This window comes from Mycobacterium sp. NGS50, assembly GCF_059812545.1.
In genome coordinates, this window is sequence record NZ_JCALCW010000015.1 from 103489 (window position 1) to 127117 (window position 23629).

At 67.5% G+C, this 23629-nt stretch carries 23 protein-coding genes; 5 read left to right on the plus strand and 18 right to left on the minus strand.

The window, feature by feature from the left end:
• Window positions 1–47: 47 nt before the first annotated feature.
• Genes carA through pyrR form a run of 5 tightly spaced genes read right to left on the minus strand, consistent with a single transcriptional unit; the run spans window position 48 to window position 4547 of the window.
• Window positions 48–1166: a glutamine-hydrolyzing carbamoyl-phosphate synthase small subunit gene (carA, locus tag AC5Y36_RS12855; protein ID WP_500041296.1), complete on the minus strand. Its 1119-nt coding sequence runs from the start codon at window positions 1164–1166 to the stop codon at window positions 48–50.
• Window positions 1167–1214: 48 nt separating this feature from the next.
• Window positions 1215–1715, minus strand: coding sequence for a PH-like domain-containing protein (locus AC5Y36_RS12860; RefSeq protein ID WP_500041297.1), 501 nt, complete (start codon window positions 1713–1715; stop codon window positions 1215–1217).
• Window positions 1712–3016: a dihydroorotase gene (locus AC5Y36_RS12865; protein ID WP_500041298.1), complete on the minus strand. Its 1305-nt coding sequence runs from the start codon at window positions 3014–3016 to the stop codon at window positions 1712–1714. Before AC5Y36_RS12865 ends, AC5Y36_RS12860 begins: the two co-directional genes overlap by 4 nt.
• Window positions 3013–3978, minus strand: coding sequence for an aspartate carbamoyltransferase catalytic subunit (locus tag AC5Y36_RS12870; RefSeq protein ID WP_500041299.1), 966 nt, complete (start codon window positions 3976–3978; stop codon window positions 3013–3015). Before AC5Y36_RS12870 ends, AC5Y36_RS12865 begins: the two co-directional genes overlap by 4 nt.
• Window positions 3975–4547, minus strand: a complete 573-nt coding sequence (gene pyrR, locus AC5Y36_RS12875) for a bifunctional pyr operon transcriptional regulator/uracil phosphoribosyltransferase PyrR (RefSeq protein WP_500041300.1) — start codon at window positions 4545–4547, stop codon at window positions 3975–3977. Before pyrR ends, AC5Y36_RS12870 begins: the two co-directional genes overlap by 4 nt.
• A 150-nt stretch (window positions 4548–4697) precedes the next feature.
• Here pyrR and AC5Y36_RS12880 point away from each other — a divergent pair, with 150 nt between their 5' ends.
• Window positions 4698–5906, plus strand: coding sequence for a serine hydrolase domain-containing protein (locus tag AC5Y36_RS12880; protein WP_500041301.1), 1209 nt, complete (start codon window positions 4698–4700; stop codon window positions 5904–5906).
• 79 nt (window positions 5907–5985) lie between these two features.
• On the opposite strand, the gene AC5Y36_RS12885 is transcribed toward AC5Y36_RS12880, so the two are convergent.
• The 10 genes from AC5Y36_RS12885 to AC5Y36_RS12930 form a co-directional block, all read right to left on the minus strand.
• Window positions 5986–7137, minus strand: coding sequence for an acyl-CoA dehydrogenase family protein (locus AC5Y36_RS12885; RefSeq protein ID WP_500041325.1), 1152 nt, complete (start codon window positions 7135–7137; stop codon window positions 5986–5988).
• Window positions 7138–7208: 71 nt separating this feature from the next.
• Window positions 7209–7769, minus strand: coding sequence for a TetR/AcrR family transcriptional regulator (locus tag AC5Y36_RS12890; protein WP_500041302.1), 561 nt, complete (start codon window positions 7767–7769; stop codon window positions 7209–7211).
• Window positions 7770–7909: 140 nt separating this feature from the next.
• Window positions 7910–10594 (minus strand): fumarate reductase/succinate dehydrogenase flavoprotein subunit, encoded by a 2685-nt coding sequence (locus AC5Y36_RS12895; protein ID WP_500041303.1) that lies wholly within the window; start codon window positions 10592–10594, stop codon window positions 7910–7912.
• Entirely contained in the window at window positions 10591–11331 is a 741-nt protein-coding gene (locus AC5Y36_RS12900) for an ABC transporter ATP-binding protein (protein ID WP_500041304.1), read from the minus strand. Before AC5Y36_RS12900 ends, AC5Y36_RS12895 begins: the two co-directional genes overlap by 4 nt.
• Entirely contained in the window at window positions 11328–12176 is an 849-nt protein-coding gene (locus AC5Y36_RS12905; RefSeq protein ID WP_500041305.1) for an ABC transporter permease, read from the minus strand. The genes AC5Y36_RS12900 and AC5Y36_RS12905 overlap by 4 nt, the downstream gene beginning before the upstream one ends.
• Window positions 12173–13519 carry an ABC transporter substrate-binding protein gene (locus AC5Y36_RS12910; protein WP_500041306.1) on the minus strand — a complete coding sequence of 449 codons (1347 nt, stop codon included), beginning with the start codon at window positions 13517–13519 and terminating at the stop codon, window positions 12173–12175. Before AC5Y36_RS12910 ends, AC5Y36_RS12905 begins: the two co-directional genes overlap by 4 nt.
• 24 nt (window positions 13520–13543) lie before the next feature.
• On the minus strand, window positions 13544–13771 hold the full coding sequence (locus AC5Y36_RS12915; RefSeq protein WP_500041307.1) for a 4Fe-4S dicluster domain-containing protein: 228 nt from the start codon (window positions 13769–13771) through the stop codon (window positions 13544–13546).
• Window positions 13768–14514 carry a GntR family transcriptional regulator gene (locus AC5Y36_RS12920; RefSeq protein ID WP_500041308.1) on the minus strand — a complete coding sequence of 249 codons (747 nt, stop codon included), beginning with the start codon at window positions 14512–14514 and terminating at the stop codon, window positions 13768–13770. Before AC5Y36_RS12920 ends, AC5Y36_RS12915 begins: the two co-directional genes overlap by 4 nt.
• Window positions 14515–14691: 177 nt before the next feature.
• Window positions 14692–15702, minus strand: a complete 1011-nt coding sequence (locus tag AC5Y36_RS12925; protein WP_500041309.1) for a phosphotransferase family protein — start codon at window positions 15700–15702, stop codon at window positions 14692–14694.
• Window positions 15699–18452 carry an aminotransferase class I/II-fold pyridoxal phosphate-dependent enzyme gene (locus AC5Y36_RS12930; protein ID WP_500041310.1) on the minus strand — a complete coding sequence of 918 codons (2754 nt, stop codon included), beginning with the start codon at window positions 18450–18452 and terminating at the stop codon, window positions 15699–15701. The genes AC5Y36_RS12925 and AC5Y36_RS12930 overlap by 4 nt, the downstream gene beginning before the upstream one ends.
• Window positions 18453–18616: 164 nt before the next feature.
• Between AC5Y36_RS12930 and AC5Y36_RS12935 the strand changes: the two genes are divergently transcribed.
• The gene (locus tag AC5Y36_RS12935) at window positions 18617–19264 is read left to right on the plus strand and encodes a hypothetical protein (protein ID WP_500041311.1); all 648 of its coding nucleotides are present in this window, start codon (window positions 18617–18619) and stop codon (window positions 19262–19264) included.
• A 42-nt stretch (window positions 19265–19306) separates the two neighbouring features.
• Here the strand turns inward: AC5Y36_RS12935 and AC5Y36_RS12940 are convergent, their stop codons facing one another.
• From AC5Y36_RS12940 to efp, 3 genes are read right to left on the minus strand one after another with little or no spacing between them, the layout of a single operon-like run.
• A complete protein-coding gene (locus tag AC5Y36_RS12940; RefSeq protein ID WP_500041312.1) occupies window positions 19307–19663 on the minus strand; it encodes an antitermination protein NusB in 357 nt (118 codons plus the stop codon).
• 48 nt (window positions 19664–19711) lie between these two features.
• A complete protein-coding gene (nusB, locus tag AC5Y36_RS12945; RefSeq protein WP_500041313.1) occupies window positions 19712–20197 on the minus strand; it encodes a transcription antitermination factor NusB in 486 nt (161 codons plus the stop codon).
• Between the two features lie 9 nt (window positions 20198–20206).
• Window positions 20207–20770, minus strand: a complete 564-nt coding sequence (efp, locus tag AC5Y36_RS12950) for an elongation factor P (protein ID WP_500041314.1) — start codon at window positions 20768–20770, stop codon at window positions 20207–20209.
• A gap of 133 nt (window positions 20771–20903) precedes the next feature.
• Between efp and AC5Y36_RS12955 the strand changes: the two genes are divergently transcribed.
• From AC5Y36_RS12955 to AC5Y36_RS12965, 3 genes are all read left to right on the plus strand, one after another.
• The gene (locus tag AC5Y36_RS12955; RefSeq protein WP_500041315.1) at window positions 20904–21815 is read left to right on the plus strand and encodes a tyrosine-type recombinase/integrase; all 912 of its coding nucleotides are present in this window, start codon (window positions 20904–20906) and stop codon (window positions 21813–21815) included.
• A 258-nt stretch (window positions 21816–22073) separates the two neighbouring features.
• Window positions 22074–22364: a hypothetical protein gene (locus AC5Y36_RS12960; protein WP_500041316.1), complete on the plus strand. Its 291-nt coding sequence runs from the start codon at window positions 22074–22076 to the stop codon at window positions 22362–22364.
• Window positions 22365–22591: 227 nt separating this feature from the next.
• On the plus strand, window positions 22592–22846 hold the full coding sequence (locus AC5Y36_RS12965; protein WP_500041317.1) for a hypothetical protein: 255 nt from the start codon (window positions 22592–22594) through the stop codon (window positions 22844–22846).
• Window positions 22847–23629 lie beyond the last annotated feature (783 nt).

Below are 23629 nucleotides of genomic sequence, written 5' to 3' on the forward strand. Positions count from 1 at the left end.
TTCACGGCGTGTCGGCGTGCAACTGCGCACGCTCGCTGGCAAGTAGTTCACCGGCCGCCTTCCATCAGGTCGGCGAACTGATCGAACAGGTACTCCGCATCGTGCGGTCCGGCCGCGGCCTCCGGGTGATACTGCACCGAAAACGCCCGCCCGTCGGCGAGTTTGACCCCTTCGACCACACCGTCGTTGGCGCAGGTGTGGCTGACCACGGCGGGGCCGAAGTCGGTGTCGAACCGCTGACCGGCCTCGCCCTCCAGCGCGAAGCCGTGATTCTGTGCGGTGACGGCGACCCGACCGGTGGCGTGGTCGATAACCGGGATGTTGATGCCGCGGTGGCCGAACACCATCTTGTAGGTGGACAACCCCAGCGCGCGGCCCAGGATCTGGTTGCCGAAACAGATTCCGAACAGCGGGATTCCGGCTCCGAGCACCTCGCGCGTGACACCGACGATGTGGTCGGCGGTGGCCGGGTCACCGGGGCCGTTGGACAAGAAGACCCCATCGGGTTTGAGCTCGGCGATCTGCTCGAACGTCGCCGACGACGGGAGCACATGGCTGCGGATGCCGCGCAGCGCGAAGTTGCGGGGCGTGTTGGTTTTGATGCCGAGGTCCAGTGCGGCCACGGTGAACCGGTGTTCGCCTTGGGGCTGCACGGTGTACCCGGCGTCGGTGCTCACCTCGGCCGCCAGGTCAGCGCCCAGCATCGGCTGCTGGCCGCGCACCCGTTGCAGCAGTTCGTCGGTGTCGGCGAGTGCCGCACCGGAGAACACCCCGGCCTTCATCGATCCCCGGGTGCGCAGATGGCGCACCACGGCGCGGGTGTCGATGCCGGCGATCCCGACAATGTTCTGACGGACCAGTTCGTCGTCGAGCGTGCCGGTGGCGCGCCAGTTCGAGGCCCGCGGCGAGGGATCGCGTACCGCGTAGCCGGCCACCCAGATCCGCTCGCCGCGGCTCTCGCCGTCCTCGTCGTTCCAGCCGGTGTTGCCGATCTGCGGGGCGGTCGCCACCACGATCTGCCGGTGATAACTGGGGTCGGTCAGGGTCTCCTGGTAGCCGGACATGCCGGTGGAGAACACGGCCTCGCCCAGGGTTTGGCCGACCGCACCGAATGGTGTTCCGGTGAAGACACGGCCGTCCTCCAGAACCAGCACAGCCCTAGTCATTGGCGCCGCTCCTCCTCATCGCTTGCTCTGCATCGTCGCCGGCGCAGGTCATTGCTCCCCCTCCAGCCAGCGGGCATAGTCGCCGCGGTCGTCGGCACGGAATCCGGTGTCGATTTCGGTGCCGGACGGCAGCGTCCAGCGGATCGCCAGGATTCCGTCATATGTCAAGGCTTTGCCGACCATGCCGCGCTCGGTGCGAATGGCGCTGATGCTGTCCTGCGGGATCCAGATCGGCCGACCGGCGCTGCGTTGCACCATGATTCCCTCGGGGTAGCGGGTCAGCACCGCCTTGGTGCGATAGCCCAGATCCCCGACGGCGACCCGGTCGTGCCAACTGGGCGCCAACGTGCAGCCGATGTACATGCCGCGGGTGGCCGCGACGGTGGGCGGCCCGACCGTGTCCGGCACATCTGGCAGGGTGCCGATCAGCGTGGCCTGGCGTGCCGCCCGGTTCCGCCAGCCCCGCAACATCAGGTGACTCAGGAAAGCGATCAGCACCACCAGGATGGCGGCGAAGACCAGCGACCCGAGCAGCGTTCCGGAATTCATCGGACCACCCCCCCATCGCGGGCGGTCAGCTTGCCGCGCAACAACGTTGCGGTGACGGTGGCAGGCAGGCTCATCGACTCGAACGGGGTGTTGGCCGACCGGCTCGCCAACTCGGCACCCAGCACCGTCCAGCCGGCGTCGGGGTCGACGACGGTGAGATTGGCCGGCTCCCCGACCGCCAGCGGCCGGCCCTGATCGGGCAGGCCCACGATCTGGGCGGGCCGCTCGCTCATCACCCGCGCCACATCCCGCCAGCTGAGCAGTCCGGGAACGACCATGGTGGCCACCACCACCGACAGCGCGGTCTGCAGCCCCAGCATTCCGGGACGCGCAGCGGAGAATTCGCAGCACTTCTCATGCTCGGCGTGCGGGGCGTGATCGGTGGCCACACAATCGATGACGCCGTCGGCCAGCGCCTGACGCAGGGCGAGACTGTCGGAGGCTTCGCGCAGCGGTGGATTGACGCGGTTGACGCCGTCGTAGGCGGCCAGCCGGGAGTCGTCGAGCAGCAGGTGATGCGGGGTGACCTCGGCGGTGATCGCGATACCTTGGCCCTTGGCCCATTTCAGCAGCTCCACCGTTCCGGCCGTGGAGGCGTGGCAGATGTGCACCCGGGCACCGGCGTCGCGGGCCAGCAGCGCGTCGCGGGCGACGATGGATTCTTCGGCGGCACGCGGCCAGCCGGAGAGGCCGAGCCGCGCGGCGTTGGACCCTTCGTGGGCGACCGCACCGACCGTCAGCCGCGGTTCTTCGGCGTGCTGGGCGATCAGCACACCGAGCCCGGTGGCGTACTCCAGTGCGCGGCGCATCACCAGCGGATCATCCACGCAGACGCCGTCGTCGGAGAACATCCGCACCTGGGCCGCGCCGGCGGCCATCATGCCCATCTCGGTGAGTTCGGTGCCGGCCAGCCCGACCGTGATCGCACCCACCGGGTGCACGTCGACCAGGCCGACCTGCTGGCCGCGATGCCAGACGTGGTCGGTGACCACCGGGGAATCGGCGACGGGGTTGGTGTTGGCCATCGCGAACACCGCGGTGTAGCCACCGAGCGCGGCTGCCGCCGAACCGGTTTCGATGTCCTCAGCGTATTCGCGGCCGGGCTCACGCAGATGGGTGTGCAGGTCGACGAAGCCGGGTAGCAGCACCTGCCCGGGGGCGTCGATGACGGTGCTGTCCGCGGCTGACGCTCGGGATACCGCCAGACCCACACCGATCTCGGCGATCTGGCCGTCGTCGACCAGGACGTCAACCCGGTCTCCCTCGCCGTAGAGCCGCACCCCGCGGATCAGCACGCTCACGCCACCCCCTCCGTCGCCGACCCTGCGGGCTCGCCCCCCACCAGCAGATGGAAGAGCACCGCCATCCGCACGTGTACCCCATTGGAAACCTGCTGTAGCACAGCCGATTGCGGTGAGTCCGCGACCGAGGAGCTGATCTCCATGCCACGCAGCATCGGGCCGGGGTGCAGCACCACGGCATGATCGGGCAGCAGTGTCCGCCGGCGCTCGGACAAGCCGTAGCGCACCGAATACTCACGCGCCGAGGGGAAGAAGCCGCCGTTCATGCGTTCGGCCTGTACCCGCAGCATCAGCACCGCGTCGGCGGCGGGCAGCTCGGCGTCGAAGTCCTGGCTGACCGTGACCGGCCAGTCGCCCACCCCGACCGGCAGCAGCGTCGGCGGCGCGACCAGCACCACCTCGGCGCCCAGGGTGGCCAGCAGATGGACGTTGGAACGGGCGACCCGGCTGTGCAGGATGTCGCCGACGATAACGATGCGTCGGCCCTCGACGCCGCCGAGGCGTTGGCGGATGGTCAGCGCATCGAGCAGCGCCTGGGTGGGGTGCTCGTGGGTGCCGTCGCCGGCATTGATGACGGCCGGGCCGTCGTCGCCGCTGGCGGTCCAGTCGGCCAGCAGCTGCGCGGCACCCGAGGCCGGGTGCCGGATGATCAGCGCGTCGGCTCCGGCGGCACGCAGGGTGAGCGCCGTGTCGCGCAGCGACTCCCCTTTGCTGACCGACGAACCCGACGCCGACACGTTGATGACGTCGGCGCTCATCCATTTGCCGGCCACCTCGAACGACACCCGGGTGCGGGTGGAGTTCTCGTAGAACATGGTGATGACGGTGCGGCCGCGCAACGTCGGCAGCTTCTTGACCTCACGGCCCAGCAGGGCCTGCGCGAACCGGTCGGCGTCGTCGAGAATCGCGGTGGCCTCATCGCGGCTCAGGTCGCCGGCGGCCAGCAGGTGCCGTGGGCTCATCGTGAGATCACCACCCCGTCGCGGCCGTCGTCCTCGCTGAGCAGCACGTGCACGCTTTCGCCGCGGGCCGTCGGCACGTTCTTGCCGACGTAGTCGGCGCGCACCGGCAGTTCGCGGTGGCCGCGGTCGACCAGCACCGCCAGCTGCACGATGCGGGGCCGGCCCACGTCGCGCAGCGCGTCCAGGGCGGCCCGCACCGAGCGGCCGGCGAACAGCACGTCGTCGACGAGGATCACCAGCGCGTCGTCGATGCCGCCGGGCGGGATGGAGGTGTCCTCCAGCGGCCGGGGCGGCTTGGTCATCAGGTCGTCGCGGTACAGCGTGATGTCGAGTGCACCCCAGGACAGGTTGGGTGCCTGGCCGCCGCAGAATTCGGTGATCTTGCCGGCCAGCCGGCCGGCCAGGGTGGCGCCGCGGGTCGGGATGCCGAGCAGCACCACGCGGGGCGCTTCGGTGTCGGGGCCATCGAGGGCGGTCTTTTCGATGATCTGGTGCGCGATGCGGGAGATGGTGCGACCGACGTCAGCCGCGGACATCAATTCCCGGTCGTCAGTACCTGCAGCGCCCATGCGAGACCGCTGACCTCCTTCTCCGCCTCTCGGGACGGATCGTTAAAGGATGTCGAACTGGTCGGCAGCTTAGCATCGGCGGTTAGCCCGGCGGAAATGACAGGCGACCCGACTGCGCCCGGCTTCGTCGATCCCGATTAGCCTGATCCGGTGACTCTCGACCGCAATCGCGCCTCCATCCAGGAGGCCTGCGATGCCGGTCTGCTGGCCGGCGCTGTGACCGTCGTGTGGCAGCACGGGCAGATCCTGCAGGTCAACGAGATCGGCTACCGGGACGTCGAGGCTAATCTGCCGATGCAGCGCGACACGCTGTTCCGGATCGCGTCGATGACCAAACCGGTGACCGTCGCCGCCGCGATGACCCTCGTCGACGAGGGCAAGCTGGCGCTGGACGACCCGATCACGCATTGGCTGCCCGAACTCGCCGCCCCGCAGGTGCTGCTGAACGCGGCCGGCCCGCCGGACAAGACCTGCCCCGCCCAGCGGACGATCACCGTCGATGACCTGATGACGCACCGCAGCGGGCTGGCCTACAGCTTCTCGGTCGTCGGGCCGCTGTCACGGGCGTATGCCCGGTTGCCTTTCGGACGGGGCCCCGACGCCTGGATCGCCGAGCTCGCCACGTTGCCGTTGGCGCATCAGCCCGGGGACCGGCTGACCTACAGCCACTCCATCGATGTGCTCGGGGTGCTGATCTCCCGGCTGGAGGGCAAGCCGCTGGAGCAGGTGCTCGAGGAGCGGATTCTGGGCCCGCTCGCCATGACCGACACCGGGTTTTGTCTGTCGCCGGCCGCTCGCGGCCGGGCCGCCACCATGTACAGCCTCGGCGCCGACAACTCGCTGCGCCACGACGTGATGGGCCCGATGCCGATCGCTCCGCCGGCGTTCCCCCAGGCCGGCGGCGGGCTGATGTCCACCGCCGACGACTATCTGTCCTTCGCCCGAATGCTGTTGGCCGACGGCATGTTCGACGGCGTGCGGGTGCTTTCGGCGGAATCGGTGCGGCTGATGCGCACCGATCGGCTGACCACCGAGCAGAAGCGGTACCCGTTTCTGGGCGCCCCGTTCTGGGTGGGCCGCGGGTTCGGGCTGAACCTGTCGGTGGTGACCGATGCCGAGAAGTCACGGCCGTTGTTCGGGCGGGGCGGGCAGGGAACGTTCAGCTGGCCGGGAGCCTACGGCACCTGGTGGCAGGCCGACCCCAGCGCGGATCTCATCCTGTTGTATCTGATCCAGAACTTGCCGACCCTGGCCGCTGACACCGCGGCCGCGGCGATCGCCGGCAATACGTCGATCGCCAAACTGCAGACCGCGCAACCGAAGTTCGTGCACCGCACGTACCGGGCGTTGGATCTGTAGCCTTCCGCCGAGTGTGAAGCTGTGGCGGTTTTTCCTGCGATGTTGCGCCCAGAGTTCACACTCGGTGAGGCGGGTGGTCTCAGAGCATGGCGATGGGTGAGACCGGTACGCCGGCCTCCAGCGCGCCGGCCAGTTCGCGGGCGACGTCATAGTCGAAGACCACATGCCCGCAGATGATGTCGACGTCACGCTTGATCCGCTGCAACGGATGGTCCAGGAAATGCGCGCTGGCACCTGAGGCGCCCAGCAGATCGCCGATCACCGCCCGCGATTCGTGCACGATGTGCGCGGCGGATGCCCGGGCATCGGCACGGGCCGGGCGGCCCAACCGTTCACCGCGGCTGACGCTCTCCTGGATCGACGCCACCGTCTGCTCCAGCAGTCCGTGCAGGGCACGCAGCCGCACCCGCGCGTCGCCGAGGCGGATCTGGGCGGCGGGCTGATCTTTTTGTGCCGCGGCAGAATAGGCCAGCACCCGCTTGCCGAGCCGCTCGGCAAACAAATCGACGGTCCATTCGGCCGAGCCCAGCGCCGGCATCGCCGCCAGCAGTGCCAGCGCCGGAACCATCGGCCAGCGGTAGGTCGCCGCACCGTGCAGGGCGGCACCTGGCGCGGTGCCGCGGTAGACGTCGAGCACCTTGACCAGCCGATGTTCTGGCACCCAGACGTCGGTGACGGTCACATCGTTGGAGCCGGTCGCGCACATGCCCGCGGTGTGCCAGACGTCGTGAACCTCGACGTCGGCGGCCGGTAACAGCGCCAGCGCCGGATAGGGATCGGTGTCCGGTCCGCAGATCGCACCCACCATCACCCAGTCGGCATCCATCACGCCGGTGGCCCAGGACCAGCGACCGCTCAACCTGATTCCGCCGTCAGCCGGCACACCGCGCCCGGTCGGGGCCAGCGGCGCCGGGCACAGCACCGGGCCGCCGGCGAACACCTCGTCCTGGGCCTGTTCGCCGAACAGCGCCAGCATCCAGTTGTGCAGGGTGTAGAAGCCCAACGTCCAGGCACTGGAGGCACACCCATGAGCCATCCGCCGGATCGGGTCGAGAATCTCCGGGAACTCCGCCTGGCAGCCGCCGTAGCGGGCGGGCAGCAGCAGCGCCGCCAAGCCAGACCGCCGGTAGTCATCGACGGTGGCCTGCGGCAGCCGGCGCAGCCGTTCGGCGTCGCCGGCACGCTCCGCCAGCGCAGCAACAAAGTCCGCGGTGATCCCGGGCGCCGCCATCACGCTCCGGACCATACCATACCTTTTAGTATGGCAAGGGGTCGTCGGCCGCGCACTCGGCAGCGCGGCGATCAGCGCCGGAGCATCAAGTCGAGGAACTGTTCGCGCCTGCCGACCGCACGCGGGCTGGGACGCGAACCGGCCAGATGCAGGAACCCGATACCGGCGGCGAACGTCGCGTTGGCGCGCATGTCGGCGTCTTCGGCATCGAAGCCATCGTCGAGGAACGCCTGCCGAACCGCGGTCAGCACCCGCCGATCCGAGAGCCGCACCGCGGCGGCGACGGCGTCCTCCGAGCGCGCCCATTCCCGCATCGCTCGCTCCAGCATCCAATGCCGCGGTCCTACCAGCGAGGTCATCATCCGGATCAGCCGCTGGCGCGGCGGCAGCACCGCAAGGTCGTCGAAATCGTCGCGGTCTTCGTCGCGTAGCGCAGCCCAGGTGTCCACCAGCGCCGTGCGGTAGGCCTTCATATCGGTGAAATGCCAGTAGAAACTGCCCTTGGTCGCACCGACCGCGCGGCACAGCCGGTCAATGGTCAGCGCCTTGACGCCGTCCTCGGCCAAGACGCGGAAGCCGGCCTGCACCCAGTCCTGCACGGACAGTCGGGAATTAGCCGAGGCGCCGGTCATGGGGTGTAAGGGTACTTCGGCCACTGCCCCTGCGCGAGCGGCTACCCGAGTCGGAATTTCACGACGCGACACGCCGGTGTCGCGTCGTGAAATTCCGGGTCGCGAACAATCACCGCCTGAACCGGTGATTGGCCGACCTCTCAATGGGCGCCGGCCAGCGCGTGGCGGGCGTAGGCGCGAACGTCGGCGTCGCCGTCTTTGAGCGCGGCACTCAACGCGTCGCGGGCGGCGGTATCGGTACCGGCCCAGCGGGTCAGACCCAGCACCGCGGCCTTGCGCACATCCAGGTGTGAGTCGTCGATCGCCTGCGCCAGCAGGGGTATCGCGAGCGGCCCAGCCGCGCCGGCGAGGGCCCGCGCCGCGCCGACTCGTACCTGCCACGCCGACTCCCGCAACGCCGCCGCAATGCTCACGACATCACCTTCAGCGCAACCTATTTCGCCGAGCGCTCGCAGGGCCGCGGCTCGCACCAGCGGATCGGGATCGGCGCTGAGGGCACGCACATCCTGGGACCCGGCGCCCAGGGTGGCCAACGCGTTGGCCACCGCGATCCGTACTTCGCGGTTGCTGTCGCCGGTGGCCGCGGCCACCCCTGCCGCGTCGTCGACGGAGACCAGCGCCCGCACCGCCTCGATGCGGACCCGGTGGTCGGGGTCGGCCACTGCGCTGCGGTAGCGCGCCGGCTCACCCACCCGGCGCACCGCCAGCAGATGTAGCACCGCCGCCCGCACCAGCGGATCCGGTGATCCCAGATGCACGACGGCCGTCGCCGGATCCGGAAGCACCTCGACCAGTTCGCGAATGCCCTCCGCAGCGGTGCGACGCACCGCGGCGTCGGCGTCACCCAAGGCGTCGACCAACGCCGCGGTGTAGCCGTCGGGCGTGTGTTCGGTCACCGTGTCGACGGCGGTACGCCGCACTCTGGGATCCGGGTCGGCCAGGTAGCCGGCCAGATCCGTCAACAGCGGTTCAGTCAACGCCAGGACTTCGACGATCCGCGGCGACGGCGGCTGTGCCGCAACCGCCGCGGTGATACGCGACCGCGCGCTCGCCGGTGTCTGCCCACCCAGCAGCTCCGGCTGCTCCACCGCCTGCACGGACTGGTCGGCCGGTGGGATGGCGTCCAGTTCGGGTACCGACACCAGATACGGCGCCACCGGACGCTTCAGGAATTCCATGGCGCCGCCGGTGGTTTTGCGCACGTTGAGGTGATAGCCCCATTGCTGATCGTCGCGGGCCGGCAGGTCGGCGCGCTCGTGGTAGAGGCCCCACCGCGATTCGGTGCGGGTCAGCGACGAGCGGGCGGCCAGTTCGGCGCAGTCCCGGATGAACGACACCTCCACCGCCCGCATCAGCTCATGCGGAGTACGGGCTCCCAGCTGGGCGATCTCAGTGCGCATGCGCTCAAAGGTCTGCACGGCCAGGGACAGTTTGGCGGCGGTCTTGGGCGGTGCCACGTAGTCGTTGACGAATCGGCGCAGCTTGTATTCCACCTGCGGCTGCGGTGGCCCGTCGGGATGGTGCAGCGGGCGGTAGATCAGCTCATGTGCTGCTGCCAGCTGGTCGGCCGGAAGATCTTGCGGCGCACTCACCTCGGCCAGGGTCGAGGCGGCGTGTGCGCCGGCGAGGTCACCGAAGACGAACGCGCCGATCATGTAGTTGTGCGGGACGCAGGCCAGGTCTCCGGCCGCATACAGGCCGGGCACCGTGGTTCGGGCGTGTTCGTCAACCCACACTCCGGAGGCGGAATGCCCGGAACACAACCCGATTTCGGAGATGTGCATCTCAACGTCGTGGGTGCGGTAGTCGTGGCCGCGGTTGGCGTGGAAGGTGCCGCGGGTGGGCCGTTCGGTGGTGTGCAGGATGTTCTCCAACGCGCCCAGTGTCTCGTCGGGCAGATGGGACACCTTGAGATAGATCGGCCCGCGCGCGGATTCGATCTCGCTGCGGACTTCGGCCATCATCTGCCCGGACCAGTAGTCGGAGTCGACGAACCGCTCCCCCAGCGCGTTGACCTGATATCCGCCGAATGGGTTGGCGACATACGCGCAGGCCGGACCGTTGTAGTCCTTGATCAACGGATTGACTTGGAAGCATTCGATACCGGACAGTTCGGCACCGGCGTGATAGGCCATCGAGTAGCCGTCGCCGGCGTTGGTCGGGTTTTCGTAGGTGCCGTACAGGTATCCCGAGGCCGGGAGCCCGAGCCGCCCGCACGGCCCGGTCGCCAGGATCACCGCTTTGGCGCCGACGGCGACGAACTCCCCGGTGCGCGTGTGTAACGCAGCGGCCCCCACCGCGCGGCCGCCGGAAACCAGTACCCGAACCGGCATCAGCCGATTCTCGATGCGGATTCGCTCACGCATGCTGCGCTGCCGCAGCACCCGGTACAGCGCCTTCTTGACGTCCTTGCCGTCCGGCATCGGCAGCACGTAGGAACCCGACCGGTGAACACGACGAACCGCGTATTCGCCGTGCTCGTCCTTCTCGAATTTCACGCCGTAACGTTCCAACCGCTGAACCATCGCGAAACCGCGGGTGGCGGTCTGATAGACGGTGCGCTGGTTGATGATTCCGTCGTTGGCGCGGGTGATCTCGGCCACGTAGTCTTCGGGTTCGGCCTTGCCGGGGATGACGGCGTTGTTGACGCCGTCCATCCCCATCGCCAATGCGCCGGAGTGCCGCACATGGGCCTTCTCCAGCAACAGCACCTGCGCACCGTTCTCGGCCGCGGTCAGCGCCGCCATGGTGCCGGCGGTGCCACCGCCGATCACCAGCACGTCGCAATCCAGTCGCAGCGGCTCCAGGTCCGGGATCTGCATCATGCGGGCACCAAATCATGCAGAGCGGCCAGTATCTCGGCGCGGGCAGCGACCCGGGGCACATCGACGCGCGGGAGCGGAACCTCGATGAGGGCCCGCAACGGTTGCCCGGCGCGGCCCAGCACCGCGACCCGGTCCCCCAGCGTCAGCGCCTCGTCGACGTCGTGGGTGACGAACACAACGGTTGTCGGGTGCGCGGTCCAGGTCTCGATCAACAGCCGCTGCATCGCCGAACGGGTCTGGGTGTCCAGCGCACCGAACGGCTCGTCCATCATCACCGCCCGCGGTGCCCCGGCCAGGCCTCGGGCCAGCTGAACGCGTTGCCGCATCCCACCGGACAGGCTCTTGGGCAGGTAGTTCCCGAACCCGGTGAGGCCCAACTCGTCGATCCACCGCTCCGCCTGCGCGCGACGGTTCTCGCGCGGGACACCGCGCAGCCGCAACGCCAGTTCGATATTGGAGCGCACCGAACGCCAGGGCAACAGCGCGTCGTCCTGGAACACCACGGCCCGCTCGGCGGACGTGGTGGTGACCACCGCGCCGTCGGCCCGCACCTGGCCGGCCTCGGGTGCCAGCAGTCCGGCCAGCGCCCGGAGCACCGTGGACTTGCCGCAGCCGGATGGGCCGGTGAGCACCAGAATCTCACCGGGCTGCACCGCCAGACTCAACTCGTCGATGACCGCTGCAGTGCTGTAGGACAGCCTGATCCGATCCAACTCGAGGCTCATCGCTGTCGTCATCGCACGCTCTCCTCTCCGCGGGGCAGCCACCGGGTCAGCCGGCGTCCCGCGACTTCCACCGCCGCCGAGGTCGCAAACCCCAGCGCCCCGATGGTGATGATTCCGACGAACACATCCGGGTAATCCAGCACGGTGTAGGCCTGCCAGGTGCGGTATCCGACCCCCAGGCGACCCGAGATCATCTCCGCGGAGATGACACAGATCCAGGCCACCCCCATGCCGACGGACAGGCCGCCGAACACGCCGGGCAGGACACCGGGAAAGACGACCTGGCTCAACACATCCCAGCGGCCGCCGCCCTGGGTACGGACCGAGTCCTCCCACAGCGCGGGCAGTGCCCGCACGGCGTGTCGGGTACTGACCAGAATCGGGAAGAACGCCGCCAGGAAGGTGATGAACACGATGCCGGCCTCGTCGGTGGGGAACAGCAGGATCGCCACCGGGACGACCGCGATGGCCGGGATGGGGCGGACCAGTTCGATGAGTGTTCCGGCCACGTCGGCGAACACCCGGGATCGACCCAGCAGGATGCCGGCGGCCACCCCGACGACCGCCGCCAGTCCGAAGCCGGTGAGGATCCGGACGAGCGACTGGGCCAGGTCCAGCCAGTACTCGCCGGTGCGCAGCCGGTGGGTCAGTGCCGCGGCGATATCGCCGGCGGTGGGCAGGGTGTCGAAGCGCAGCCACAAGCGCACGTGGTTGGCGGTCAGCAGCTGCCATATTCCGATCGCGGTGGCCACCGCCAGCAGTCTCAGCAGCCGCGATCGCCAGGCGCGGTGTGCTCGGCGCGGCGGGGCGGCGACCGGGTCCAGCGCGACCGGGGCGCCGAGACTGACCGCGGTCATGCGGCACCTGCCAGGGCCCGCTGGTAGTCCAGGGTGACGGTGCCCGGGTGTTGTCCGAGGTAGCGTCGTGCGCCGGCGGCGGTGTCGAACGGCAGGTAGCGTTGACCGTCGCGCACCCATACCGCCTTGTCGGCGAACCAGCGGGTGCCCAGTTCGGTGTCGTGGATGTAGGCCGCGCGTACGGGCGCCCCGCGTGCGGTCGCGTCCGCAACGGCATGCAGCAGCGCAGTTGGGTCAGCGAGGCTGGTTGTGGTGTCCGATCCCTCCAGCCACAGTTCTCCCCCACCGCCCGGTCCCGGGGTGGACTCGCGGGCGGCGTCGTAGTCGCGGTGCCGTTCGGCGAAGGCCGATCGCAGCGGGTGGTCCTGGACGAACTGACCGACGTCGAGGTCGGCGAAGGGGCCGATCGACTTCAGGTAGGGCACATCGTTCTTCAGCGCCTGCACCAGCGACGGTTTGAGGGTGGTGTCGAACGAGGTGCCGCCGGGGCCGTTGTAGAGGTAGACGACTTCTGGCGGCAGCCCGCTGGCCTCGGCCACGATGCCGGCGGCCTGCAGCGGCTTGGCGTTGAGGAAGTCGGTGGCGTCGAGTTGGGCTTGCAGGAATGCGCTGAGCACTTCGGGGTGCTCGCGCGCGTAGCTGCGACGCACCACCACACCGTGCAGCGTCGGGTAGTTCAGCTCGGCCCCGTCGTAGAGCAATTTGGCCTTGCCCTGATAGACCAGCAGCCCGGGCCACGCAACGAACTGCGAGAGTCCCTGCGCCTGACCTGCTTCCAACGCCGACGCACCGATCTGAGGCTGCTGGTTGAGTACCTCGACCTCGGTTCCGGTCCCCGCCAGTGCCCGCACCAGGGTTCCGTGGCCGGCCGAGCCGACACTGGCCGACACCTTCGCGCCGGACAGGTCGGTCAAGGTGACCGCCGGCGAGTCGGGCGCCACAACCACCATGTTGAGCGCCCCCCTGGGCTGATAGCCGGTCACCGAGACGATTTCGGTGCGGGCCCGCGGGTTGCCTTGAGTTCTGGATCCGTTGATCAGCATCGGATAGTCACCCATCGACCCGATGTCGATCTTCTCGGCGACCATTCGCGCGGTGATCGGCGCACCGGTGTCGTAGTCCTGCCACACCACCCGGTATTTGGTTCCGGTTCGCGCGGTGATGCCGCCAAGACGGTGCTCCAGGTAACCCTGAGCGCGCAGCAGCGTGCCGGCGGTCACCGTGTTGATGGTCTTGGACTGGTAGCCCACCACCACGTCGACGGCCCCGCCGGCCGCGAATGACTCCAGCGAGCAGCTCGCGGTGACGACGGCGGCCACCACCGAAACGATCAATGTTTTCATCAAGCATCCTGGCTATCGGAGGGTTCAGCGCAGCAGATAGGGCATGTTGACGGTGACCGCGCCGGTGGGACAGCGTGCCGCGCACGGCCCGCAGTACCAGCACTCGTCGACATGCATGAACGCCTTACCGTTCTCGGGGTTGATCGCCAGCGAGTCCAGCGGGCAGATCTCGACGCACAGGGTGCAGCCCTGCACACACAGCGACTCGTCGATGGTCACCGGAACATCGGATCTGCCGTTGACCAGCGTCATGGGTTGCTCCTTACCAGGTTGCCGCGCATGGTGATTCGATCGCCACGCATCCGGATGTATTCGAGGTCGACGGGCCTGCCGTCGTCGAGGCTGGTGAGCCGCTCGAGCATCAGCAACGGCGCCCCGTCGGGAACCTGCAGGATGGTCGCCGCGTGCGGATCGGCCGGAATCGCTTCCAACGCCAGGCCTGCCGCGCCGAGCCGTTGCCCGCTGACCCGTTCGATCAGCGGGAACAGGTCATGCGATTCCAGCGGATGTGCCAGCACCGCGGCGCCGATGTCCGGCGCCAGGTAGGTGACATCCAAGCTCAGTGGCAGATCGCCGAGGTACCGCAACCGTTCGATCAGCACCACCTGCTCACCGGGCTGCAACCGCAGCCGATTCGCCACCGACGGTGGTGCCGACACGGCCGCAGCCGCCCGGACTTCGTTGCGTACGTCGCCGTGGCCGGTGAATGTTTCCTTCAAGCCGAGGAGCACGTCGAGGCCGTGGTCGAGCTTGCGCTGTATGACGTGCGTTCCGACCTTGGGCCCGCGATCGATGAGACCCTCGGTTTTCAGTACCGCCAGCGCCTCGCGGATGATGTTGCGGGACGCGAAGAACTCGGCGGCCAGGTGCTGCTCGCCGGGCAGACCCTCGTCGTAGGTGCCGGCGTGGATCTGCTGGCGCAGCACGTCGGCGACCTGCCGGGCCCGGTCGGCGCGCGGGCGGCGCGGCAGCGGTACGGGTGGGGCCTCGGGCATGCAGACACGCTAAGTCGGTGGCGCTGCCGCCGACGGGTCCGCGCAATCCACCGTGGCGCCGTGGCAGGGATTGCGCCGCCGGTCCCCGGCTCCTACCAGCGCAAAGCGGCGGACGGTGCACTATTGCGCCACCGCCATCCGGGTACACCGGTAACAATCGTGCTGAGCGAAATCGGCTCAGCCCAGCAGGTCGCGGGCCCGCTGCGCCAGCATGGTCGGCCGCTGCGAGATCGTCTCGAGGTCAACCTCGACATCACCCATGACCCCGGCCCGATAGCGCTGGGCCACCCCGTCCCCGATGCAGCCGAGCCGCCACAGCGCAAAGGCGTGGTAGTAGTCGATGTCGGACACATCGCGTCCGGTGGCGGCCTGATAGTGCTCGATCACCTGCTGCACCGACCAGAAGCCGCGCTCGGGTTCGGGCGCCCAGCCGATCACCTCAGGCGATGACCACACCGCGACCAGCCAACCCAGATCGGCCAGGATGTCGCCGATCGCGCACAGTTCCCAGTCCAGCACCGCCCGCACCGTGCCGTCTGGCCCGAGGATGGCGTTTCCGGGACGAAAATCGCCGTGCGCGATGCCGGTCCAGCGTTCCGGGGGCGGGTTACGGCTCAGCAGGCCGTGCACCTCCCGCAGCAACGAGTTGGTGCTGCCCGCGGCGTCGAGCTGCTTGAGCCACCGGCGCAGCTGCCGCTCCAGGTAGCCGCCGTCTCGGCGCAAATCGGCGAATTCCTCCGTGCTGCAGTCCACTCGGTGAATCTCGACCAGGCTGTCGACGAGATTGCGGGACGCCTGGGCCCGCACCGCTACCGGCAGACGTTCGGCGGCCTCGTCGCTGTCGAGGACCACCCCCTCGACATAGCCCATCACATAGAAGTCGGCTCCCGTCACCGTGTGGTCGTCGCTGTGACCGACCATGGTGGCCAGCGGGATCGCGGTGTGCTGCAGCCGATGTTGAATCGACCATTCGCGCAGCACATTGTGCGCCGACGGCAACACGTTTCCGGTCGGCGGCCGGCGCAACACCCAGCGGTTGTCGGCGTCGTCGCGCACGATGTAGGTGAGGTTGGATCGTCCGCCGGGCACCGGGTCGAAGCGCAACGGCGGGCAGACACCTCCGATGTGTTCGACGAACCAGTCCGTGACACGCGGGGCGTTGATCCCCACGATCGACTCTGCGCTCACCGTGACGAAGTGCGAGTAGGGACCCTGGTGGACGCAGGGTCAACGGAAGTCAGGGCGGCTTCGGTGAACACCGACAACCCGAGTTCCGGGTTGTAGCCGTGGATTTCCTTGACGTCGAGTTCGGCGAGGAAGTACAGGATCTCCTTGGAGATCACCTGGCCGGGAACCAGTACCGGAAAACCGGGCGGATAGGGCACCACGAACGTGGTGGAGACCAGGGCGCGCCCGTCGGCGACGCGGCGACCGGCCTCACCGAGCAGCACGTGCTCGCGGCTGGCCTCGTCGTACCCGGCGTAAAAGGCGGCCCGCATATCGCCGCACCCGCTGGCACCCTCGGGGCGAAATGCCGTGTCGAATTCGCTGAAGTCGGGCAACGGCGGCAGGTCCGTGGTGATCTCGGCTACCCGGCGGTCTTGCAGCGCACGGTCATCGGCGCTGGCCGCTGCCCGCACCCGGTCCAGGTCGGTGGCGATCCGGCGCAGGACATTGAGCAGGTAGTGCACGCTGGACCAGGTGACCCCGATGGTGAAGATCAGCAGCACCGAATTGATCGAGGTCTTGTTGATCTGGATGCCGAAGCGATCCATCAAGATCTTCTCGCGGAAGTCGTACCCGTTCAGGCCGGTCTTCCCGATGAACAGGCTGACCCGGGTCGGGTCGAGCACGAACTCATCGGAGCGCCACGCCTCGTTCCACTCCGCCAGGGCACCCTGGCGGACCTGCCGATACGAGCTGACTTCGGCGCGGAACTCGGCGGGCACCAGGTCGGATTCGTCCAGGATGCGGAACCATTTGCTGATCAGCGGGTCCTTGCGGACCCGGTGGCGAAACACCAGCGCCATGTCGTAGACCCCGCGGATCAGCTGAAATCCTTCGATGTCGACTTGGCGGCGGGCCAGGTCCAACGATGCCAGCAGTTGCTGGTTGGGCGAGGTGGAGGTGTGGGTCAGGAATGCTTCGACGAACTGCTCGCGGCACAGCGAATTGAAGTCCTGGTCGCGCACGTGGATCATCGACGCCTGCCGCAGCGCGGACAACGACTTGTGGGTGGAATGGGTGGCGTAGACCCGGATCCGGGCGCGGTCCGGGTCGGGAAGCAGTCGGCGGTTGCGCCAATCGGCATGCTCGACTCCGTCCATCGAGGCCTGCCATTGCCGATATTCGCGGGCGTACTCGGGTGAGGCCAGCTTCGTCGCGAGCCGGTCGGCGGAGATCATCGCGGTGCGCTGCCGCGACCATGGCACCGCGGTGGCGAACGCGTACCACGCCTCGTCCCACAGGAAGCAGATGTCCGGCTTGATCGCCAGCACCTCCTCCATGACGCGCTGCGGGTTGTACACCACTCCGTCGAAGGTGCAGTTGGTCAGCAGCAGCATCCGAACCCGGTCGAGCTGGCCGGCCGCCTCCAGATCCAGGAGCGCCTTTTTGATGGTGTCCAGTGGCACCGCCCCGTAGATCGCGAACGGCTCCAGCGGGTAGGCGTCCAGATACATCGGGTATGCCCCGGCCAGCACCAGACCGTAGTGATGCGACTTGTGGCAGTTGCGGTCGATCAACACGATGTCACCGGGCCGGGTCAGCGCCTGCACGACGATCTTGTTGGCGGTCGAGGTGCCGTTGGTGACGAAGTAGGTGTGGTCGGCGTTCCAGGTCTTGGCGGCCTTGTCCATCGCGGACTTGATGTTGCCGTGCGGATCCAGCAGCGAGTCCAGCCCTCCCGAGGTCGATGACGTCTCGGCCATGAAGATGTTGCGCCCGTAGAACTCCCCCATGTCCTGCAGCGAGCGGGAGTTGAAGATACTGGCGCCGCGCGCCACCGGCAGGGCGTGGAACTGACCCACCGGTGCCGATGCGTAGGCCCGGAGCGCATCGAAAAACGGTGTGTCGAACCGCTTTCGAATACCGGCGAGCACAGTGCTGTGCAGGTCGGTGACGTCGTTGAGCCGATAGAAGGTGCGGTCGTAGACGTCGGGTTCGTCCTCGGTCTCCGCCGCGATCGATTCATCGGTGAGCAGATACAGGTCGATCGTCGGGCGCAGCTCGCGGATCCACTGGCCGCACTCGACCCAGTCGCGGCTGCAGTCGGCGGCCACCGCGTCGTCGTTGGCGCCCAGCAGTGTGGTCATCAGCGGCACCCGGTCGCGGGAACGCAACGGCAGGTCGTGGCGGATGATGGCGGCCTGGATTTCGCCGTTGAGCGCCACCGCGGTGATCGCGTCCTCGACGCTTTCCACCACCAGCAACTCGACCTGCACGTCGTCGGACGAGTCGCGCACCGCCCGCAGATGCTCGGCCAGGCTTTCCGGGGTCTGCGGTGGGGAGTCGTCGGCGAGCAGGACGGTGTAGAACTGCTGCTGTTTGGCCCGCGCAACCAGCTCCTGCTCGGCCAGCGGTGCCGAGGTGTCGAACAGCGCTGCCCGGTCGCCGTATTCGGACAGCAGACGCACCGCCAGCGATACATGCTCGGTGAGCGACACGGTGGCCGTGCTGGCGAGGTATTCACGGAACTGGGTCAGCTTGGCCGCGCCGGGAAACAGCCAGTAGCGCTCGTAGGCGCTGATCCGATCCAGCAGCCGCTTCACCCGGGCCGCCTGGTGCTTGGTGTCCAGGCCGGCGCGGTGCACCTCGGCGAGCTGACGGCATGCGTCATCAAGCAGATTCCAGGTGTCGATCCGCGAATACGACGGGTTGGCCACTGCCGCCAGTGCGGAAACGCGAAGTCGTCGCGGGCGTGCGGTGTCCGGGCTCATGGGCGCCACTCCTCCTGATCGCGCCGCGCTGCATCCTCGTCGGCGGCTCATGGCCCAGTCTGGTCCGCGGCCGCTCGGCGCGCGAGCATTTCAGCGACGTCGGCCGGGGTGCAGGCTTGTTAGCATCGGTGAGCCACGGCTGAGACGACGACAGGTGCCGACACATGAGCGATGGGCAGCACGACGAATCGGCGCCGGTCATCAGCCCGCCGCCGGTGGGTTATCCCGGTGCTGCCCAGCCGTATCCGTACCCGTACCCGTACGCCGCCCCGCCACCAAAGCCACCGCTGCAGAACGTGGCGGCCACCCGGTTTTTCGCCGCCGGCACCCTGCTGGGGTATCTGCTGATCATCGCGTTCGGATTCCTGACGTTCAGCTACGTCACCCCGAAATCCAGCGGTGACACGTCGATGATCACCGGGTGGGGGGAATGGGGCCATCAGGGCAGGGAGTTGCCGCTGCATAACGGCGCGCACGCACTCATCGTTCCGGGCGTACTGCCGCCGCTACTCATTCTGCTGCCGGTGGTGTTGATGGCGGTGCTCATCCTGTGCAATATCGCCCGACGGGCGCTGGCCATCATCAGCACGCTGTTCGTGACTGTCGCGACGCTCCTCGCCCTCGGCCTCACGATGGCCCCCGACGATGTGGTGATCGTCTTCGACTCGGAGTCCAACCGCTATCTCGACCAGCACTACGACTTCAGCACCGGCCCCTCGGCGTGGTTGACCGCGGCGATGTGCATCCTGATCCTGCTGTGTTGCATCGGCGGAATCGTGTTCGGCGGCAACACCAAGCCGCGCGCGGCCTAGCGAGATATTTTCGCCCGGGATGCATGCCGGACCCGGAGACGCTCACTCCAACTCGTCGTCGCGACGGCGACCGAGGTTCTCCATCCATCGCCAGCCGCGCACCGGGGCTTCGGTGACGTCGGTCAGCGAGCGCACCACCGCCTGGGTCAACCCCATGATCGCGGCCATCACCGGCAACAACGGCTGGAACGGCTTGGCCACCGACTGGACCGTGCTGATCCGGCGGGCCAGCACCAGTCGCTCGACGGCGTGGTAGAGCCAGGCGCCCACGCCTAACGCGTAGATCGCGAGCGCGGCGGCCACCACCGCCAGATGGTAGGCCGCACAGATCACCGCACCGAGCACGACCGTCGCCGCCAGCACGGCGGCGATCACCACCCGCAGCTCAAGCCGGGTCATATGGCGCCGCTTCTCCTCATCGCCGCGCTCGGCATCGTCGCCGGCGCGTCATTCTGCCGGGCCGGCGCCGGCGCTCCTCAACGCCTCGGCGGCCGCCTTGATCTGTGGCGTCACCAGCATGACCTGTCCCAGCACCCCGTTGACGAACGCGGGCGATTCATCGGTCGAGAGTTCTTTGGCCAGCTGCACGGCCTCGTCGACCGCAACCGGCTCGGGTACGTCCTCGGCGTGCAGCAGCTCCCACACCGCCACCCGCAGGATGGCCCGGTCGACCGCGGGCAGCCGCTCCAGCGTCCAGCCCTGCAGGTGCGAGGTGATCAGGTCGTCGATATGAGCGCTGTGTACGGCGACGCCCTGAGCCACCGTCTCGGTGTAGGGATGCAGCGGGGCGACGTCGGGGTTGGTGGCGGCCAGCTCCGTGCGGGCCGCGGCGGCCTCCGCCGGCGTCAAACCACGCGCCTCGGCCTCGAATAGCAGGTCGACCGCGCGTTTACGGGCCTGGTGCCGCCCCTTGACCGGTTTGCCGTCAGGCATCAGCCGAACTCAACCGTTGACTCGGCCCAGGTAGCTACCGTCGCGGGTGTCCACCTTGAGCTTGTCGCCGGTGTTGATGAACAGCGGCACGTTGATCTGGGCACCGGTCTCCACGGTGGCCGGCTTGGTGCCGGCGCTGGACCGGTCGCCCTGCAATCCGGGCTCGGTGTGGGTGACGACGAGTTCCACGCTGACCGGAAGCTCCAGATACAGCGGCGCACCGTTGTGGAAGGCGACCTGCACCGGCATCGACTCCAGCAGGTAGTTCGCCGCGTCCCCGACCAGTGACTCCGACAGGTGGTGCTGCTCGTAGTCCTCGCTGTCCATGAACACGAAATCGGACCCGTCGCGGTACAGGTAGGTGGTGTCACGACGGTCGACGGTCGCGGTCTCCACCTTCACCCCGGCGTTGTAGGTCTTGTCGACCACCTTGCCGGAAACCACGTTCTTCAACTTCGTCCGCACAAACGCCGGGCCTTTACCAGGCTTGACGTGCTGAAACTCGACGATCTGCCACAGATGTCCGTCGATGGCCAGGACGAGTCCGTTCTTGAAATCGGCGGTCGATGCCACGTCGGTATGTCTCCTACACGATGGTCAGTTACCTTGGAAACTGGCTCTTGGGATTAACCGGCTTGACCTGCATGTTTGCCGATTTTTCCCAAGATATCAGTTTTCCACAGCGGTATATCCTAAGATAATGGTCATGGCCGAACGTTTGCCAGCGCCTGATCTTGCCCAGCTAGTGACCTCCTGGGAGATAGCGCTGTGGGCACAGAACAAGTCACGCACAACGATTACCTCCTATCTGCGCGGGGTCAGGCTGTACTCCACCTGGTGCGAAGCTAACGAGTTCCCGGTGCAGCTTACCCGCGACCAGGTACGTCGTTACACCGCCGAGCTAGTCGCAGACGGCAAAGAGGCGAACACGGTGCGGCTCCGCATGGCGTCGCTACGCCAGTTCGTCCGCTGGTTGGTGGATGAAGGCGAACTTGCCGACGACCCGCTGGTTGGCCTCAAGTCTCCCAAGATTCCGGTCAAGGTGACCGAGGCACTTTCTGACGACCAGTTGCGGGACCTCCTCAAGGCATGCAGGGGCAAGAGTTTCCGCGACCGCCGGGATGAGGCGATAGTGCGCCTGATGCTGGAGACCGGCATGCGCGCATCCGAGACCGTCTCGCTCGCCGTGGCCGACGTAGAGCCAGTGAAGAACGGATTAGTGGTGATCCGGCGCGGCAAGGGCGGCAAGGGCCGCACGGTCCCCTACAGCGCGCAAACCGCCGCGGCGCTGGACCGCTACCTCCGTGTCCGCCGTACCCACAAGCTGGCCGACGACCCGGCGCTCTGGTTGGGGGTGGGCGGCACCAAACGGCTTGGATACTTCGGCCTCAACGACACGTTGCGGGACCGGGCCAAGGCCGCGGGTATCGAAGGATTCCACCTGCACCTGATGCGCCACACCGCCGCTACCCGCTGGCTGCGGGCCGGCGGCACTGAACAGGGTCTGATGGCGATAGCGGGGTGGTCCACCCGCAACATGATCGACCGCTACACCGGAGCGTCTGCCGCCGAGCGCGCGGCCAAGGAGGCCCGCGAGCTGCACCTCGGCGAACTGTGACGCGGCTGCGCTGTGCGCGTACACTGTAGCCAGCAAAACATAGACAGGCGTCAGATCGGTCGGGTTTAGCCCGCGCAGCAGCCATAGGAGCCGCTGGTCTACGGAATCGACGTAATAGCAGGGAAGCGCTGGGACCCGTCCCCAGATGACCTACCCGGTGTGAACACCTAACAAGCCACCCGCAGCGGTGGCTTTTTTCAGTTTCCCGCAAGCCTGGGCCGTACCCCGGCTGCGCTGTCATGCCTGTAGGAGATTCCCATGCCCATTCCACCTGCCGAACGCCGACTACTTGCACAGAAGGGCGCCCACAAATCGTGGGCGTTCACCGAAAACCGCTCCGCTAGAACACTTCCCGCGCGTCGTGCGCTAGAAGCCAAGTTTGAGCGCGAAGTTGACCCCGAGGGCAAGCTACCCCTGTCCGAACGCGCCAAGCGCGCCGAGAGTGCGCGCCGCGCCTACTATGCCGGGCTGGCGCTGAAGTCTGCCCAGGTGCGTCGTCGTCGGGTCGGGGTGGCGCATGACACGCCGGGTGAAGCTGACCGTCGTTAGCAAGCGCACCGGCATAGCTACGTGGGGATGCACTGCGTTCGCCATTGGTGGGGCGACCCAAGCGGCGCAGCGACATGAGCAATCTCGGGTGGTCGGTGATTGGTTGGCACGTCCGGCCCGTGCCAAGTTCGGCAACAGCTTCGGCCTCGGTGTCGAACCCGTCGCGCATGCCTAGAATCTCTGGCCCGTTTGGGTGAGTCGTGGCCCAGTGTCGCATGGGTCGGCGCATGAGCAACTGGTTGACCGAAGGCGTCAAAGCCAACGCCGAAGCGGTCGAACTGAACAAGGTCGCACAACCCAAGGGCTACCTGGTGGCCGTTGAGTCGGCGGAAGTGATCGACCACCCGCGAGCCCCCGCCGGGGCCGCGGGGCCTGGCGCGCGGCTTCACGGTTCGACGCAGGCCACGGGCGAGGCCCTTAGCTTCGGCACCGCCGAGGAGGTCAAGGACTTTCTGGCGGAACTTCCCGATGTTGGCGGGTGAACCACGACGCCGATCCGGCCTGGTTGGGCGATCTGGAATGAGACGGCAGGAATAGCTGCCGCGACAGAACGAAATGGATAAACTAGAAAGAAAAGAATTGCCGAAAGCACAACTTTGGCGCCCACTGCGATTATCGACCCTAAAAAACGATTACGAGTACCGCACTACGGATGGCGCGATTCGCAACGGCAGCCGTAATATATTATCGCAATTTGTGAACGCTGGCGAACTGTGCGTAAGGGTCAATACCGACGCCGGTAGAATTATCGCTGCGGTGGACCAGTTGATAGCCATCGCCGTTCACGGTCCTGCGAAACGATTTAGGTGCTCCGTCTGCGGCAATGTCATCACGTCGATTCTGCCTCAGGTGAAACACCGGAATGGGGACTACCTGGACCCCTCACCAGCAAACCTTGAATACGCGGAAGATAAAGAGGCAGAACGGAGGCATGAGGCTGAATGCCTAGAGCGGCTGATGTGGGAACCGTCAAGAACCCGCAGCGATACCGGCGGGCACCCGAACGGCTCCCCGTCGCCTTGGGGAAACGCAGCAGGGAGCAGGGCCGCCCGGTGGCCAGGGATGCGCTACGAGCGACGCGAGCGCATGCCCCTCTTAGCGATCTACTACGAGTGTTAGATCATGCCCTGGACAGTGCCGATATGTAATATCGTGTTTTTCAGCAACGAATCACTATAATCAGAGTAGCTGCGGTAATCGCCGAGCGTGCGAAGCACACGACGCTCCGAGCTACCGCGCGTAGCGAGGTGGCGAGGTGCCCTAGC